The sequence below is a fragment of the Pandoraea sp. E26 genome, assembly GCF_000681415.1.
Lineage (GTDB): Bacteria > Pseudomonadota > Gammaproteobacteria > Burkholderiales > Burkholderiaceae > Pandoraea > Pandoraea pnomenusa.
In genome coordinates this window covers 1-17,062 of sequence record NZ_AYXJ01000052.1, presented here as the reverse complement: position 1 = coordinate 17,062, position 17,062 = coordinate 1, and the positions used below count along the sequence as shown (strand labels likewise).

Here is a 17,062-nt window from a genome sequence, read left to right as displayed (position 1 = left end):
ATGGAAGTTCGCGAACTCCTGTCGAAGTACGACTTCCCGGGCGACGATCTGCCGATCATCAAGGGTTCGGCCAAGCTGGCGCTGGAAGGCGACAAGGGCGAACTCGGCGAAGTGGCTATCCTGAACCTGGCCGAAGCGCTCGACACGTACATCCCGACGCCGGAGCGCGCCATCGACAAGGCCTTCCTGATGCCGGTGGAAGACGTGTTCTCGATCTCGGGCCGCGGTACGGTTGTGACCGGTCGCGTTGAGTCGGGTGTCATCAAGGTCGGCGAAGAAATCGAAATCGTCGGTATCACCCCGACGGTGAAGACGACCTGCACGGGCGTGGAAATGTTCCGCAAGCTGCTCGACCAAGGTCAGGCTGGCGACAACGTCGGTATCCTGCTGCGCGGCACGAAGCGTGAAGAAGTTCAGCGCGGTCAAGTGCTGGCCAAGCCGGGTTCGATCACGCCGCACACGGAATTCACGGGCGAAGTGTACGTTCTGTCGAAGGATGAAGGTGGTCGTCACACCCCGTTCTTTAACAACTACCGTCCGCAGTTCTACTTCCGTACCACGGACGTGACGGGCTCGATCACCCTGCCGGAAGGCAAGGAAATGGTTATGCCGGGCGATAACGTTTCGATCTCGGTCAAGCTGATCGCTCCGATCGCCATGACCGAAGGTCTGCGTTTCGCAATCCGCGAAGGTGGCCGTACCGTCGGCGCCGGCGTGGTTGCAAAGATCGTAGCTTAAGCCGGTACCTTAACGGTCCGCGCTTACGGGGTCAGCTTTTGGCGGCTGGCCCCTCTGCTGTTTTAGGGGTATAGCTCAACTGGCAGAGCGTCGGTCTCCAAAACCGAAGGTTGGGGGTTCGATTCCCTCTGCCCCTGCCAAACAACTGTTTGCAAGCTGGAAATGGCGAATTCTCCCGTAGAAACTGTACGTACGACTGGCGACAAGCTGCTGCTGGCTCTGGCCGGAGTGCTCGTCATTGCAGGCGTCGTGGCGTTCTACGCGCTGGAGCAACAGGCGCTGTATGTGCGCGTTGCTGCCATCGTCGTCGTTCTGGCCATCGCGGCAGGTGTTGCATTGGCATCGCAAACTGGCAAAGGCTTCCTGGCTTTTGCCAAGGATGCGTATCGGGAAGTGGGTAAGGTCGTTTGGCCGACCCGTAAAGAGGCCGCCCAAACGACCGCGATCGTCTTCGCGTTCGTCATTGTCATGGCGCTGTATCTCTGGATCAGCGACAAGACGATCGAGTGGGCGGTATTCTCTTTGATTCTTGGCTGGAAGTGATATGTCTGATACCGGGGCTGCACCGAGTAAGAAGCGCTGGTACGTCGTTCATGCGTATTCCGGCATGGAAAAGAGCGTAGCCAAGGCGTTGAAAGAGCGCGTTGTGCGCGAGGGTATGGAAGACTACTTCGGCGAGATTCTCGTTCCGACCGAAGAAGTTGTTGAAATCAAAGGTGGCCACAAGTCGGTCACCGAGCGTCGTTTCTTCCCCGGCTATGTGCTGTGCGAGATGGAAATGACGGACGACACCTGGCATTTGGTGAAGAACACGCCGAAAGTCACGGGTTTCGTTGGCGGCACGGGTAATCGTCCGATTCCGATCCGTAAGGAAGAGGTCGACGCGATCATGTCGCAAATCAAGGACGGGGTGGAAAAGCCGCGTCCCAAGACGTTGTTCGAAGTGGGCGAGCTGGTTCGAGTCAAGGATGGTCCTTTCACGGACTTCAACGGCTCAGTCGAAGAAGTGAATTACGAAAAATCCCGCCTCCGTGTGTCCGTCACTATTTTCGGACGAGCGACTCCGGTAGAACTGGAGTTCGGACAAGTCGAAAAGATCTAAGAATAAAATGCGCCGGCGCGACGTCCGGCGCGTTTTTGCGTTTGGTGACAACCGTCGCCGAGGAGCGCCAGTAACCGAATTCCCGGTGAAAACGCGCTATGACTCAACCCCGAATATGCGCCACATATTCGCTCCGGAGTAAACCATGGCAAAGAAAATCATCGGCTTTATCAAGCTGCAGATTCCTGCAGGTAAAGCCAACCCGTCGCCCCCCGTGGGCCCGGCCCTGGGTCAGCGCGGCCTGAACATCATGGAGTTCTGCAAGGCGTTCAACGCCCAGACGCAGAGCCTCGAGCCGGGTCTGCCGATTCCGGTGGTGATCACCGCTTTCGCAGACAAGAGCTTCACGTTCGTCCTGAAGACCCCGCCGGCAACGGTGCTGATCAAGAAGGCTGCCAACCTGCAAAAGGGTTCGAGCAAGCCGCACACCGACAAGGTGGGCAAGATCACCCGCGCACAAGCGGAAGAAATCGCGAAGACCAAGATGCCTGACCTTACCGCCTCCGATCTGGACGCCGCGGTTCGCACCATCGCTGGCAGCGCACGTTCGATGGGCATCACGGTGGAGGGTCTGTAATGGCTAAGATCTCGAAGCGTCAACAAGCACTGGCCGCAAAGGTCGATCGCAACAAGCTGTACCCGGTCGGCGACGCTCTGGCCCTGGTCAAGGAATGCGCAAGCGCCAAGTTCGACGAGTCGATCGACGTCGCCGTGCAACTGGGCGTGGATGCGAAGAAGTCGGACCAAGTGGTTCGTGGTTCGGTGGTTCTGCCCGCCGGTACCGGCAAGTCGGTTCGCGTCGCTGTTTTCGCCCAGGGCGAAAAGGCCGAGCAAGCCAAGGCCGCCGGTGCTGAAATCGTCGGTATGGAAGACCTCGCCGAGCAGATCAAGGCCGGCAACATGGACTTCGACATCGTGATCGCTTCGCCGGACACGATGCGTATCGTCGGTACGCTGGGTCAGATCCTCGGCCCGCGCGGCCTGATGCCGAACCCGAAGGTCGGCACGGTCACCCCGGACGTGGCCACGGCAGTGAAGAACGCCAAGGCCGGTCAGGTCCAGTTCCGCGTCGACAAGGCCGGTATCATCCACGCGACCATCGGCCGCGCTTCGTTCGAACCGACCGCGCTTCAACAGAACCTGTCGGCTCTGCTGGAAGCCCTGACGAAGGCCAAGCCGGCTTCGAGCAAGGGTGTCTACCTGCGCAAGATCGCCCTGTCGAGCACGATGGGCGTTGGCGTGCGCGTGGACCAGGCCAGCCTCTCGGCCTAAGCAACAGTATCGCAATCGCAGGGTGATGGCGTCCCCTGCGATGGCTGGGATCCATCGGATCGACAGCCGGTAGCAAAAGACTTTGGGCGGAAGCGGTTTCTTTGGAAAGCGCTTCCGGTTATCAAAGACCGTTGGCGGGAATGGGCAAGTCCTGACGCTCCCTTAATACGCCAGCCAACGCAGATGGCGAACCCGAACAAGTTATGCAGTCACACCGCCGTGTCCGGGAAACCGGGCGCGGAGGTAGAAACTCCAGACATGTCGGTAAGCCGTTAGTGGAACGGCGTCACCATGAGGTGATGTCAATTTTGGAGGTTAACCGTGGCACTTAATCTTGATGATAAGAAAGCCGTCGTGGCTGAAGTATCGGCGCAAGTCGCCGGCGCTTCGACCATCGTTGTGGCTGAATATCGCGGAATCACGGTTGGCGATCTGACGAAGCTTCGCGCCAATGCGCGTCAGCAAGGCGTCTACCTGCGCGTTCTGAAGAACACGCTGGCTCGCCGCGCGGTGGAAAACACCCCGTTTGCTGATCTGGCTGAGCAGATGACCGGTCCTCTGATCTACGGTATCTCGACGGATCCCGTAGCCGCTGCGAAAGTCCTGAACGACTTTTCGAAGGGCAACGACAAGTTGATCTTGAAGGCCGGCTCGTACGACGGCAAGGTGATGGACAAGGCAGGCGTGCAAGCGCTGGCCTCGATCCCGAGCCGCGACGAACTGCTCGCGAAGTTGCTGGGTGTCATGCAAGCGCCGGTTTCCGGCTTTGCTCGCGTCCTGGCTGCCGTGGCAGAGAAGAAGCAAGCGGAAGCTGCTTAAGTCTCTCCCCGGTTACACGATCGCTGACTTCGGTCCGAACACAATCTAGGAGTTTTACAAATGGCAATCACGAAAGACGAAATCATCGAAGCCGTAGGCGCGATGTCGGTTATGGAACTGAACGACCTGGTCAAGGCGTTCGAAGAGAAGTTCGGCGTGTCGGCAGCTGCCCTGGCAGTGGCTGGCCCGGCTGGCGCTGGCGGCGGTGCTGCTGCTGCTGAAGAGCAAACCGAATTCAACGTCATCCTGGCGGAAGTCGGTGCGAACAAGGTCGGCGTCATCAAGGCCGTCCGCGAAATCACCGGCCTGGGCCTGAAGGAAGCCAAGGACCTGGTCGATGGCGCTCCGAAGGCTGTCAAGGAAGGCGTCGACAAGGCTGCCGCCGACGAAGCCAAGAAGAAGCTGGAAGAAGCCGGCGCCAAGGTCGAAGTCAAGTAATTCGACTCTGCGCGTAGGGAAGGCTGGCGACGAAATGTCGTCAGCCTTTTTGTGCTTTCTGGAGATGCAAAACCCGCAAGGCGGGTGCGGATTTCGAAAGCCGGTGCCATTCGGCACCAAGTCATTGAAAGCAAAGTCATTTCGCCGCAGCTAACGCGACCCGCGCCGTTTCAAACGGCCGTTCCGTGAGCGTCGGATGCAAGCGCCGGGCCGGTTCGAGGCAGCGCCAAAATGACTGAGAGGCCAAAGAAAAGATCGTGCGGGCGCGCTGCCGGCGACGATTTTCTCTTTGTCTTCTGAAGCGACTGCAGAAGGCAAGTTTGGTCGGGCGACGGGCAACACAGGCATCCGTCGCCGTCAGCCAGCGGTTGGTAGCGGCCAACCACCAAGCTCGTTGCTCCGCGGCAAGCCCGCCGTGGGGAACGTCTGGTCTCAGTCGATGAACACCCGTTGTCGATGCCTGCCGTCGTCGCCAGCGTAGTGATTCGGAGATCGTAATGCACTATTCCTTCACCGAGAAGAAACGCATTCGCAAGAGTTTTGCGAAGCGTCCGACCGTGCACAAGGTGCCGTTTTTGCTGGCAACCCAGCTCGCCTCGTACACATCGTTCTTGCAAGCCGACGCGCTTGCAACGGAGCGGAAGCCGGAGGGTCTGCAAGCAGCCTTCTCCTCCATTTTCCCGATCGTTTCTCACAACGGGTTCGCACGCCTGGAGTTTGTCAGCTATGTGCTGGGCACTCCCGCGTTCGATGTCAAGGAATGTCAACAGCGCGGCCTGACCTTTTGCTCGGCCCTGCGCGCCAAGGTTCGTCTGGTGATTCTCGACAAGGAATCGCCGAACAAGCCGGTCGTCAAGGAAGTCAAGGAACAGGAAGTGTACATGGGCGAAATTCCGCTCATGACGTCGACGGGTTCCTTCGTCATCAATGGCACCGAACGTGTCATCGTCTCGCAGTTGCACCGTTCGCCGGGCGTGTTCTTCGAACACGACAAGGGCAAGACGCACAGCTCGGGCAAGCTGCTGTTCTCCGCGCGTATCATCCCCTACCGCGGCTCGTGGCTGGACTTCGAATTCGATCCGAAGGACATCCTGTATTTCCGCGTCGACCGTCGCCGCAAGATGCCGGTCACGATCCTGCTCAAGGCCATCGGCCTCACGCCGGAACAGATCCTCGCGAACTTCTTCGTGTTCGACAACTTCAAGCTGATGCCGGAAGGCGCGCAGATGGAGTTCGTGCCGGAGCGTCTGCGCGGTGAAGTGGCTCGCTTCGACATCACGGATCGCGACGGCAAGGTCATCGTCCAGAAGGACAAGCGCGTCAACGCCAAGCACATCCGCGATCTGGAGAACGCCAACACCAAGTTTATCTCGGTGCCGGAAGACTACCTGCTCGGCCGCGTGCTCGCGAAGAACGTGATCGATGGCGACACGGGCGAAGTGATCGCCAACGCCAACGACGAAATCACCGAAAGCGTGCTGCTCAAGCTGCGCGAGTCGGGTGTGTCGGACATCCAGACGCTGTACACGAACGATCTGGACCAGGGTTCGTACATCTCGGCCACGCTGCGCATCGACGAGACCGCCGACCAGACGGCCGCGCGTATCGCGATCTATCGCATGATGCGCCCGGGCGAGCCGCCGACCGAAGATGCCGTCGAGGCCCTGTTCAACCGTCTGTTCTACAGCGAGGAAGCGTACGACCTGTCGAAGGTGGGTCGTATGAAGTTCAACCGCCGTGTCGGCCGTGACGAAGTGCTCGGACCGATGACGCTGGAAGACGACGACATTCTCGCGACCATCAAGATCCTCGTGGATCTGCGTAACGGCCGTGGCGAAGTGGACGATATCGACCACCTCGGCAACCGTCGCGTGCGTTGCGTGGGCGAACTGGCCGAGAACCAGTTCCGCGCCGGTCTCGTGCGTGTCGAGCGCGCTGTGAAGGAACGTCTGGGTCAGGCCGAATCGGAAAACCTGATGCCGCACGACCTGATCAACAGCAAGCCGATCTCGTCGGCCATTCGCGAGTTCTTCGGTTCGTCGCAGCTGTCGCAGTTCATGGACCAGACCAACCCGCTGTCGGAAATCACGCACAAGCGTCGTGTTTCCGCACTGGGCCCGGGCGGTCTGACACGCGAGCGTGCAGGCTTCGAAGTGCGCGACGTGCACCCGACCCACTATGGCCGCGTGTGCCCGATCGAAACGCCGGAAGGTCCGAACATCGGTCTGATCAACTCGCTGGCGCTGTACGCCCGCCTGAACGAATACGGCTTCCTCGAGACGCCGTATCGCAAGGTGGTGGACGGCAAGGTCACCGACCAGATCGACTACCTGTCGGCCATCGAGGAAGGTCGCTACGTGATCGCCCAGGCGAACGCGTCGATCGGCGCGAACGGCGAACTCACCGACGAACTGGTGTCGTCGCGTGAAGCGGGTGAAACGCTGATGGTCACGCCGGACCGCATCCAGTACATGGACGTGGCGCCGTCGCAGATCGTGTCGGTGGCCGCCTCGCTGATTCCGTTCCTCGAGCACGATGACGCGAACCGCGCATTGATGGGTTCGAACATGCAGCGCCAGGCCGTGCCTTGCCTGCGCCCGGAAAAGGCGGTCGTGGGTACGGGTATCGAGCGTACCGTGGCAGTCGACTCGGGTACGACGGTTCAGGCATTCCGCGGTGGCGTGGTCGACTACGTCGACGCCGGCCGTGTGGTGATCCGCGTGAACGACGACGAAGCCGTGGCCGGCGAAGTCGGCGTGGACATCTACAACCTGATCAAGTACACGCGTTCGAACCAGAACACCAACATCAACCAGCGCCCGATCGTGCGCGTGGGTGACAAGGTGGCGCGCGGCGACGTGATCGCCGACGGTGCATCGACCGATCTGGGCGAACTGGCGCTGGGTCAGAACATGCTGATCGCGTTCATGCCGTGGAACGGCTACAACTTCGAGGATTCGATCCTGATCTCGGAGCGTGTCGTTGCGGAAGACCGTTACACGTCGATCCACATCGAAGAACTGAACGTGGTCTCGCGCGATACGAAGCTCGGACCGGAAGAAATCACGCGCGACATCTCGAACCTGGCGGAAGTGCAACTGAGCCGTCTGGACGAGTCGGGCATCGTGTACATCGGTGCGGAAGTCGAAGCCGGCGACGTGCTGGTGGGCAAGGTCACGCCGAAGGGCGAAACCCAGCTCACGCCGGAAGAGAAGCTGCTGCGCGCGATCTTCGGCGAGAAGGCCTCGGACGTGAAGGACACCTCGCTGCGCGTGCCGTCGGGCATGAGCGGCACGGTCATCGACGTGCAGGTGTTCACGCGCGAAGGCATCCAGCGCGACAAGCGCGCCCAGCAGATCATCGACGATGAACTGAAGGGCTACCGCCTCGACCTGAACGACCAGCTGCGTATCGTGGAAGGCGACGCATTCCAGCGTCTGGAGCGTTTCCTGGTCGGCAAGACGGCCAACGGCGGTCCGAAGAAGCTCGCCAAGGGCACCAAGATCACCAAGGAATACCTGGCCGATCTGGATCGCTACCACTGGTTCGACATCCGTCTGGCCGACGACGAAGGCGCCCAGCAACTCGAGCAGATCAAGGAATCGATCGAGCAGAAGCGTCACTCGTTCGACCTGGCCTTCGAAGAGAAGCGCAAGAAGCTCACGCAGGGCGACGAACTGCCGCCGGGCGTGCTGAAGATGGTCAAGGTCTACCTGGCGGTCAAGCGTCGTCTGCAGCCTGGCGACAAGATGGCCGGCCGTCACGGTAACAAGGGCGTGGTCTCGAAGATCGTGCCGATCGAGGATATGCCGTACATGGCCGACGGCCGTCCGGCGGACATCGTGCTCAACCCGCTCGGCGTGCCGTCGCGGATGAACGTGGGTCAGATTCTCGAATCGCACCTGGGTTGGGCCGCGAAGGGTCTGGGCTGGCGCATCGGCGAAATGCTGCAGGCGCACACCAAGGTCCAGGAAGTTCGCAAGTTCCTGACGCAGATCTACAACGAGAGCGGTCAGCAAGAAGATATCGACAGCCTGTCGGACGAAGAAGTGATGACGCTGGCGCACAACCTGCAGAACGGCGTGCCGTTCGCAACGCCGGTGTTCGATGGTGCGCATGAAGAGGAAATCCGTCGCATGCTGGATCTGGCGTTCCCGGATCACATCGCGAAGGAACTCGGCATGACGCCGTCGAAGAACCAGGTCACGCTGTTCGACGGCCGTACTGGCGAAGCCTTTGAGCGTCCGGTGACCTGCGGCTTCATGCACATGCTCAAGCTGCACCACTTGGTCGACGACAAGATGCACGCCCGTTCGACCGGTCCGTACTCGCTGGTGACGCAGCAACCGCTGGGCGGCAAGGCCCAGTTCGGTGGTCAGCGCTTCGGTGAAATGGAAGTGTGGGCGCTGGAAGCTTACGGCGCGTCGTACGTGCTGCAGGAAATGCTGACGGTGAAGTCGGATGACGTGACGGGTCGTACGAAGGTGTACGAGAACCTGGTCAAGGGCGATCACATGATCGATGCCGGCATGCCGGAGTCGTTCAACGTGCTGGTCAAGGAAATCCGTTCGCTCGGTATCGATATCGACCTGGAGCGCGGTTAATCGCGTTCAGGCAAATAGGAGAAAGCAATGAAAGCTTTGCTCGATCTATTCAAGCAAGTCCAACAGGACGAACAGTTCGAAGCGATCAAGATCGGTCTGGCCTCGCCGGACAAGATCCGCTCGTGGTCGTTCGGCGAAGTGAAGAAGCCGGAGACGATCAACTACCGGACGTTCAAGCCCGAGCGCGACGGCCTGTTCTGCGCAAAGATCTTCGGTCCGATCAAGGACTACGAATGCCTTTGCGGCAAGTACAAGCGCCTGAAGCACCGTGGCGTGATCTGTGAGAAGTGCGGCGTGGAAGTCACGCTGGCGAAGGTGCGCCGCGAGCGCATGGGCCACATCGAACTGGCCTCGCCGGTCGCGCACATCTGGTTCCTGAAGTCGCTGCCGTCGCGTCTGGGCATGGTGCTCGACATGACGCTGCGCGACATCGAGCGCGTGTTGTACTTCGAAGCGTACGTGGTCATCGACCCGGGCATGACGCCGCTCAAGAAGAACCAGATCATGACCGAGGAGGATTACTACAACAAGGTCGAGGAATACGGCGACGAGTTCCGTGCCGAGATGGGCGCGGAAGGCGTGCGTGAGCTGCTGCGCGAGATCAAGATCGACGAGCAGGTGGAACACCTGCGCGCCGAGCTGCAGGCCACGGGGTCGGAAGCCAAGATCAAGAAGTACGCCAAGCGCCTGAAGGTGCTCGAGGCCTTCCAGCGTTCGGGCATCAAGCCCGAGTGGATGGTGCTCGAAGTGCTGCCGGTGCTGCCGCCCGAGCTGCGCCCGCTGGTGCCGCTCGACGGTGGCCGCTTCGCGACCTCGGACCTGAACGATCTGTATCGCCGCGTCATCAACCGTAACAACCGTCTGAAGCGTCTGCTCGAGCTCAAGGCCCCGGACATCATCGTGCGCAACGAAAAGCGCATGCTGCAGGAATCGGTGGACTCGCTGCTCGACAACGGTCGTCGCGGCAAGGCGATGACCGGTGCGAACAAGCGCCCGCTCAAGTCGCTGGCCGACATGATCAAGGGTAAGAGCGGTCGTTTCCGTCAGAACCTGCTGGGTAAGCGCGTGGACTACTCGGGCCGTTCGGTGATTACCGTGGGCCCGACGCTCAAGCTGCATCAGTGCGGCCTGCCCAAGCTGATGGCGCTCGAACTCTTCAAGCCGTTCATCTTCCACAAGCTGGAAGTGATGGGCGTGGCCACGACCATCAAGGCCGCGAAGAAGGAAGTCGAGAACCAGACGCCGGTGGTGTGGGACATCCTCGAAGAGGTGATCCGCGAGCATCCGATCATGCTGAACCGCGCACCGACGCTGCACCGCCTGGGTATTCAGGCGTTCGAGCCGGTGCTGATCGAAGGCAAGGCCATCCAGCTGCACCCGCTGGTCTGCGCGGCGTTCAACGCCGACTTCGACGGTGACCAGATGGCCGTTCACGTGCCGCTGTCGCTCGAAGCGCAGATGGAAGCCCGTACCCTGATGCTGGCCTCGAACAACGTGTTGTTCCCGGCCAACGGCGATCCGTCGATCGTGCCGTCGCAGGATATCGTGCTGGGCCTGTACTACGCGACCCGCGAGAAGATCAACGGCCGCGGCGAAGGCCTGTCGTTCGTCGACGTCTCGGAAGTGCTGCGTGCGTACGACAACAAGGAAGTCGAACTGGCTTCGCGCGTGAACGTGCGTATCACGGAGTACACGGTCGACGCGGAAACCGGCGAGAAGACGCCGAAGATCACGCTGTACCCGACGACCGTCGGCCGCGCGATCCTGTCGGAAATCCTGCCGCCGGGCCTGCCGTTCTCGGTGCTGAACAAGTCGCTCAAGAAGAAGGAAATCTCGAAGCTGATCAACACGGCGTTCCGTCGTTGCGGTCTGCGCGAGACGGTGATCTTCGTCGACAAGCTGATGCAGTCGGGCTTCCGTCTGGCAACGCGCGCCGGTATCTCGATCTGCGTCGACGACATGCTCGTGCCGACGAAGAAGGAAGAGCTGATCAGCGAAGCGTCGAAGAAGGTCAAGGAATACGACCGTCAGTACATGTCGGGTCTGGTCACGGCGCAAGAGCGTTACAACAACGTCGTGGACATCTGGGGCGCGACCGGTGACGCGGTGGGCAAGGCGATGATGGAGCAGCTCTCGAAGGAGCCGACCGTCGATCGCGATGGCAACACCGTCGATCAGGAATCGTTCAACTCGATTTACATGATGGCCGACTCCGGCGCTCGCGGTTCGAGCGCCCAGATTCGCCAGCTCGCGGGGATGCGTGGCCTGATGGCCAAGCCGGACGGCTCGATCATCGAGACGCCGATTACCGCGAACTTCCGCGAAGGCCTGAACGTGCTGCAGTACTTCATCTCGACCCACGGTGCACGTAAGGGTCTGGCCGATACGGCACTGAAGACGGCAAACTCGGGTTACCTGACGCGTCGTCTGGTCGATGTGACGCAGGATCTGGTCGTGGTCGAGGACGATTGCGGCACGAGCAACGGCGTGGCGATGAAGGCGCTGGTCGAGGGCGGTGAAGTGGTCGAAGCCCTGCGCGACCGTATCCTGGGTCGTGTGGCCGCAGCCGACGTCGTGAATCCGGAAACGCAGGAAACGGTGTACGAAGCGGGCACGCTGCTCGACGAAGACGTCGTCGACATGATCGAAACGCTGGGCGTGGACGAAGTGCGCGTGCGCACGCCGCTCACCTGCGATACGCGCTTCGGTCTGTGCGCCGCCTGCTATGGCCGCGATCTGGGCCGTGGTACGCGCGTGAACGTCGGTGAAGCCGTCGGCGTGATCGCGGCACAGTCGATCGGTGAGCCGGGCACGCAGCTGACGATGCGTACGTTCCACATCGGTGGTGCGGCGTCGCGTGCGGCGGTGGCCTCGTCGATCGAAGCCAAGTCGAACGGTACGGTGCGTTTCACGGCGACCATGCGTTACGTGACGAACGGCCGTGGCGAGCAGATCGCGATTTCGCGTTCGGGCGAAATCCTGATCACGGACGATCATGGCCGTGAGCGCGAGCGTCACAAGGTGCCGTATGGCGCCACGCTGCTGCAACTGGACGGTGCTCAGGTCAAGGCCGGTGCCCAGCTGGGTACGTGGGATCCGCTGACGCGCCCGATCATTACCGAACACGGCGGTTACGCCAAGTTCGAGAACGTCGAGGAAGGTGTCACGGTTGCCAAGCAGATCGACGATGTGACGGGTCTGTCCACGCTGGTCGTGATCGATCCGAAGCGTCGTGGTCCGGCGTCGAAGAACGTGCGTCCGCAGGTCAAGCTGCTCGACGAGAATGGTGTGGAAGTGAAGATCCCGGGTACCGATCACGCTGTGACGATCGGCTTCCAGGTGGGCGCACTGATCACCATCAAGGACGGTCAGCAAGTGCCGGTGGGTGAAGTGCTCGCACGTATCCCGACGGAAGCGCAGAAGACCCGCGATATTACCGGGGGTCTGCCGCGTGTGGCCGAACTGTTCGAAGCGCGTGCACCGAAGGACGCAGGCATTCTGGCTGAAGTCACGGGTACCACGTCGTTCGGCAAGGACACGAAGGGCAAGCAGCGTCTGGTCATTACCGACCTCGACGGCAACCAGCACGAATTCCTGATTCCGAAGGAAAAGCAGGTGCTGGTGCACGACGGCCAGGTGGTGAACAAGGGCGAAATGATCGTGGACGGTCCGGCCGATCCGCACGACATCCTGCGTCTGCAGGGTATCGAGGCGCTGTCGCGTTACATCGTTGACGAAGTGCAGGACGTGTACCGCTTGCAGGGTGTGAAGATCAACGACAAGCACATCGAGGTGATCGTTCGCCAGATGCTGCGTCGTGTGCAGATCACCGACAACGGCGATACGCGCTTCATCATCGGCGAACAGGTCGAGCGCTCGGACATGCTGTACGAGAACGACGCCATGATCGCCGAAGGCAAGCGTCCGGCGCAGTACGAGAACGTGCTGCTGGGTATTACGAAGGCGTCGCTGTCGACGGACTCGTTCATCTCGGCGGCGTCGTTCCAGGAAACGACGCGCGTGCTGACCGAAGCCGCCATCATGGGCAAGAAGGACGACCTGCGTGGCTTGAAGGAAAACGTCATCGTCGGCCGTCTGATCCCGGCAGGTACGGGTCTGGCGTATCACAAGGCCCGCAAGGCCCGCGAGACGTCGGATCGCGAGCGTCACGACCAGATCGCTCTGGAAGAGGCGTTTGCGCCGATGCCGAATTCGGTGGAAGCCCCGACGGCCGAGTAATCGGTTGGGCGGCGCCCGCGCGAGCGGGTGCTGCCGCCGGATCGCCGGATCGCCAGCAAATTGACCCCCAGGGGTTGGACAGTCGTCCGACCCCTGGGGGTTTTTTATTGCGCGCACGCCACGGCGCACCCGAGCGAATTCACATCGCGTTCCGAATCCGCCGATTCCCAAGGCGTCGCGGAGACGCTTCCCGGGCGGTTGTGTGGCCGGCCCGCGAGCGAGCCGTTGCGCCATTTCCTCCTTATCGTTGCGGCGCGGGCCTGTCGGCCCGACCCGCCGGCCGGCGCGTGCCTCGGCGCGTCCCGGCGACATTCGTCAACTTTTCATCATGACTCGTGATCGGTGCCGGGGGATTCTCCCCCCGAAGTCGCCGAGGTAACAGGACGCGTTCGCCAGCGAGCTCGATGCAGGCCCGATCGACAGCATCGACAAGCGAACTGCGATGTTGATGTCCGAGCTTGATGGAGAGAATGATGAACAAGACTTATCGTCTCGTTTTCAGTCGCAGGACAGGCACTTGGGTTGCTGTCGCGGAGATTTGCACGGGGCAGGGCAAGGCAGGCAGGTCGAGGTGCGGTGCGGCATTGAAGCGGGCGAGTGTGCTGCTGTGCGGGGGGGCGGCGCTTTGTCTGGCGTCATTGTGCAATCCCGCTTTCGCGGGCTTCAGCGATGGAGGGGGCACGGGTTGCCCCAGTCAATACACTTTCAAGATGATGATCGCCTACGGCACGGACGCGATCGCCGGGCAAGGGGAGGGGTGCTCCGGTTGGAATGTGCATCAGGCGCCCGTGGCGATTGGCGCCTACTCAATCGCCACGGCGAACTTCGATACCGCGCTGGGCGCCTATGCCGCGGCCGGCGAGAAAGGGAAGAATGACAAGTGGAACACCGCGATCGGCACACACGCATTCGCCAGCCATGCCGGCACGGGGCTCGGCGCGAGTACCAGAGCCGTTGGTGATTTTTCCGCCGCTGTCGGCCATTGGGCGCAAGCGGAAGCGGAGCAGTCCCTCGCACTGGGGTATCGGTCGAAGGCCACGTCCAAGTGGTCTGTGGCGCTTGGCGCGCATTCGACGACATCCGACCCGGCAGGCACAAAGGGCGTTGACATCAATGGCGTGGCCTACACCTTCGCGGGCGTCTCGCCGGAAGGAACGGTAAGCGTCGGAACGCCAGACTATTCGCGCACGATTACCAACGTCGCTGCCGGCAGAATCAATGAGACAAGTCTCGACGCCATCAACGGTTCGCAATTGAGCGCGACCAATCGCGCGCTCTCGGAGGTCAATACCGATCTGTCGACATTCAAGATCCGAATGTCCTCAGGCCAAACTGCGGCCGAGCTGAATATTGTTTCGCTCTCATCGGGTATCAACTCCCTGTCGACGGCAGTACGCCCGGCAATCGTCGCCTTCGAAAACACCGTGCACTACGACGACGCGGCGCATCAAAGCGTGTCGCTTGGCGATGCCGTCGCCAGACATCCCGTTTTGGTGCGCAACGTTGCCGATGCGCAGGACGCAACCGATGCCGTCAATTTGCGGCAGCTCCTCAACACGAACGGCACCGTCCGTTCGTTATCGACCGGCGTCGATTCGCTGTCGAAGGACATGAGTTCGCTGTCCACCGGCCTGAACATGGCGATGGGGCTGGCGACCGACCTTGAACGGATGGCGCGGTACGACGACGATACTCACGAAAAGCTCACCTTGGGTCGCACGCAATCCTCGAGGGCCGTGAAACTGACCAATGTGGCAGACGGGATGGAGCCGAGCGACGCCGTCACCACCCGGCAGTTGAAGCTCACCGACGGACGTGTGGCGTCGCTGTCCACCGGCGCGGATTCGCTCTCGAGTGGCGTGAGTGCCCTGTTCACCGGGGTGAGCGAGCTGTCGAGCGGACTGTCGAGTGGACTGAGCACGATCGGCGCGCTGGCCGGTCAGGCCCGAGGTGCGGTGCTCTACGACGACGATTCCCAGGCGTCGGTCACGCTCGGTCACCTGCTGTCCCTCACGCCGGTCAAGCTGACCAACGTGGCCGACGGCGTCGACGCGAGCGACGCGGTGACGGTCGGGCAGTTGAGTGTGACCACCAAAAGCGTGAGATCGCTCTCCACGAGCACGGCGCTCCTGACCACGGGAATGAGTTCACTGTCCACGGGAATGGGCAAGATCAGCACGCTGGTCTCGGATATGAGCAATGTCGTGCACTACGACGACGACGATCAGGAGTCGGTCACATTCGGTAATCTGCTCTCGATGAAGCCGGTGACGCTGACCAACGTGGCGGACGGCACCGGCCTGAGCGACGCGGTGACGGTGCGGCAATTGAGTCAGACCAACAGCCATGTGAACTCGCTCTCGTCAGGGGCCGTCGCCACGACGAAGAAGATTGGTTCGCTCTCGACCGGACTCAGGAAGATGGTTGCCTTGACGGCGGGCATCGAAACGTCCGTACAGTACGACGACGACACGCAGGAATCGGTGACGTTCGGGAATCTGGTATCGACGAAGCCGGTGATATTGGCCAATGTTGCGGAAGGCGTGAATCCGACGGATGCGGTCAACATGCGCCAGATGAGCGCGACGAACCGTAACGTCGGATTGCTGTCGACCGGCATGGCGGCCTTGTCCAGGCATGTGAGTTCGCTCTCGACGGGACTGAGCGACATCGCGGAGCTGCAGGGCGACGTACTCGATGTCGTGAAGTACGACAACGCCATACATTCGTCGGTGACGCTGGGGGGAAGAGTCACCAAGGGCGCGGTGAAACTCACCAACGTGGCCGACGCGGAGAGGGAGAACGACGCCGTCAACTTCGGTCAGTTGAGTGCCGCCACTCGCGACGTGACCTCGTTATCCAGCGGCTTGAGCACGACGCAGAGCAATCTGGCGTTGTTGTCGAGCGGGACGCAGCATGCGATCACGTACGACGATACGACACGCGAGCTGGCGACGCTGGGCGGCGTCGGGGCGAAGCCGGTGAAGCTGACCAATCTTGCTGACGGCGAGAGCGTCACCGATGCCGTCACCTTCGGGCAATTGAGGGCGACGAAAAGTCACGTCGCATCCGTCGCGAGCCATCTCGACAGCCGCGTCGGTTCGCTATCGACGGGCATGGCGACACTCGCCGACGGTGCATTGACGCTTGCGGAGAGTCTGACGTCGCTCTCGACCAGTTTCGACAGCCACGCCGGTTCGGTCTCGGCCGGACTGAGCACGACGAACAGCCACATCGCATCGCTCACGAGGGACCTCGACGGGCGCGTCAGCTCACTCTCGTCGGGGGTGGCGACACTTGCGGACGGTGCATTGACGCTGGCGGAAAGTCTGACGTCGCTCTCGACCAGTTTCGACAGCCACGCCGGTTCGGTCTCGACCGGACTGAGCACGACAAACAGCCACATCGCATCGCTCACGAGGGACCTCGACGGGCGCGTCAGCTCACTCTCGTCGGGGGTGGCGACACTTGCGGACGGTGCATTGACGCTTGCGGAAAGTCTGACGTCGCTCTCAACCAGTTTCGACAGCCATGCCGGTTCGGTCTCGACCGGACTGAGCACGACAAACAGCCACATCGCATCGCTCGCGAGCGATCTCGACGGGCGCGTCGTTTCGTTGTCGACCAGCTTTGATGCCCACGCCGTTTCGCTCTCGACGGGTGCAGTGACGCTGGCGGAAAGTCTGACGTCGCTCTCCACCAGCTTCGACAGTCACGCGAGTTCGCTGTCGACGGGGGCGGTGACGCTGGCGGAAAGCATGACGTCACTCTCGACCAGCTTCGACAGTCATGCGAGTTCGCTGTCGACCGGATTGAGCACGATGAGCAGCAATCTGGCGTTGTTGTCGGG

Annotated in this window: 9 protein-coding genes, 1 tRNA gene and 2 pseudogenes; all 12 read left to right on the top strand. The window is 61.3% G+C overall.

All coding sequences use genetic code 11. The features are described 5' to 3' along the window. A partial coding sequence (locus tag W930_RS0124905) for an EF-Tu/IF-2/RF-3 family GTPase (protein ID WP_028731400.1) occupies positions 1–738 on the top strand: 738 nt, incomplete at its 5' end. Positions 739–802: 64 nt separating this feature from the next. Further along, a tRNA-Trp gene (locus W930_RS0124900) sits at positions 803–878 on the top strand. Positions 879–900: 22 nt separating this feature from the next. Beyond that, positions 901–1,281, top strand: a complete 381-nt coding sequence (gene secE, locus W930_RS0124895; protein WP_023593796.1) for a preprotein translocase subunit SecE — start codon at positions 901–903, stop codon at positions 1,279–1,281. Between the two features lies 1 nt (position 1,282). Continuing rightward, positions 1,283–1,840: a transcription termination/antitermination protein NusG gene (nusG, locus tag W930_RS0124890; protein WP_023872516.1), complete on the top strand. Its 558-nt coding sequence runs from the start codon at positions 1,283–1,285 to the stop codon at positions 1,838–1,840. A gap of 145 nt (positions 1,841–1,985) precedes the next feature. Continuing rightward, complete coding sequence (gene rplK / locus W930_RS0124885) at positions 1,986–2,417, top strand: 50S ribosomal protein L11 (RefSeq protein ID WP_010804164.1); 432 nt, start codon at positions 1,986–1,988, stop codon at positions 2,415–2,417. Then, on the top strand, positions 2,417–3,112 hold the full coding sequence (gene rplA / locus W930_RS0124880) for a 50S ribosomal protein L1 (protein WP_023593798.1): 696 nt from the start codon (positions 2,417–2,419) through the stop codon (positions 3,110–3,112). Before rplK ends, rplA begins: the two co-directional genes overlap by 1 nt. A gap of 321 nt (positions 3,113–3,433) precedes the next feature. After that, complete coding sequence (rplJ, locus tag W930_RS0124875; protein ID WP_010804162.1) at positions 3,434–3,931, top strand: 50S ribosomal protein L10; 498 nt, start codon at positions 3,434–3,436, stop codon at positions 3,929–3,931. Positions 3,932–3,991: 60 nt separating this feature from the next. Continuing rightward, positions 3,992–4,369, top strand: coding sequence for a 50S ribosomal protein L7/L12 (rplL, locus tag W930_RS0124870; RefSeq protein WP_023593799.1), 378 nt, complete (start codon positions 3,992–3,994; stop codon positions 4,367–4,369). 497 nt (positions 4,370–4,866) lie between these two features. Next, complete coding sequence (rpoB, locus tag W930_RS0124865) at positions 4,867–8,973, top strand: DNA-directed RNA polymerase subunit beta (RefSeq protein WP_023872515.1); 4,107 nt, start codon at positions 4,867–4,869, stop codon at positions 8,971–8,973. Between the two features lie 27 nt (positions 8,974–9,000). Next, positions 9,001–13,212 carry a DNA-directed RNA polymerase subunit beta' gene (rpoC, locus tag W930_RS0124860; protein ID WP_023593801.1) on the top strand — a complete coding sequence of 1,404 codons (4,212 nt, stop codon included), beginning with the start codon at positions 9,001–9,003 and terminating at the stop codon, positions 13,210–13,212. Between the two features lie 461 nt (positions 13,213–13,673). Then, positions 13,674–13,805, top strand: a pseudogene (locus tag W930_RS31200) (ESPR domain-containing protein); the annotation flags it as partial. 117 nt (positions 13,806–13,922) lie between these two features. After that, positions 13,923–17,062 (top strand): annotated as a pseudogene (locus tag W930_RS0124855) (hypothetical protein); the annotation flags it as partial.

What these genes read in the sequence shown, in the direction of transcription:
- rpoB (WP_023872515.1), top strand. Translation starts at nt 4,867, where the DNA reads ATGCACTATTCCTTCACCGAGAAGAAACGCATTCGCAAGAGTTTTGCG.
- rplL (WP_023593799.1), top strand. Translation starts at nt 3,992, where the DNA reads ATGGCAATCACGAAAGACGAAATCATCGAAGCCGTAGGCGCGATGTCG.
- rpoC (WP_023593801.1), top strand. Translation starts at nt 9,001, where the DNA reads ATGAAAGCTTTGCTCGATCTATTCAAGCAAGTCCAACAGGACGAACAG.
- nusG (WP_023872516.1), top strand. Translation starts at nt 1,283, where the DNA reads ATGTCTGATACCGGGGCTGCACCGAGTAAGAAGCGCTGGTACGTCGTT.
- secE (WP_023593796.1), top strand. Translation starts at nt 901, where the DNA reads ATGGCGAATTCTCCCGTAGAAACTGTACGTACGACTGGCGACAAGCTG.
- rplA (WP_023593798.1), top strand. Translation starts at nt 2,417, where the DNA reads ATGGCTAAGATCTCGAAGCGTCAACAAGCACTGGCCGCAAAGGTCGAT.
- rplK (WP_010804164.1), top strand. Translation starts at nt 1,986, where the DNA reads ATGGCAAAGAAAATCATCGGCTTTATCAAGCTGCAGATTCCTGCAGGT.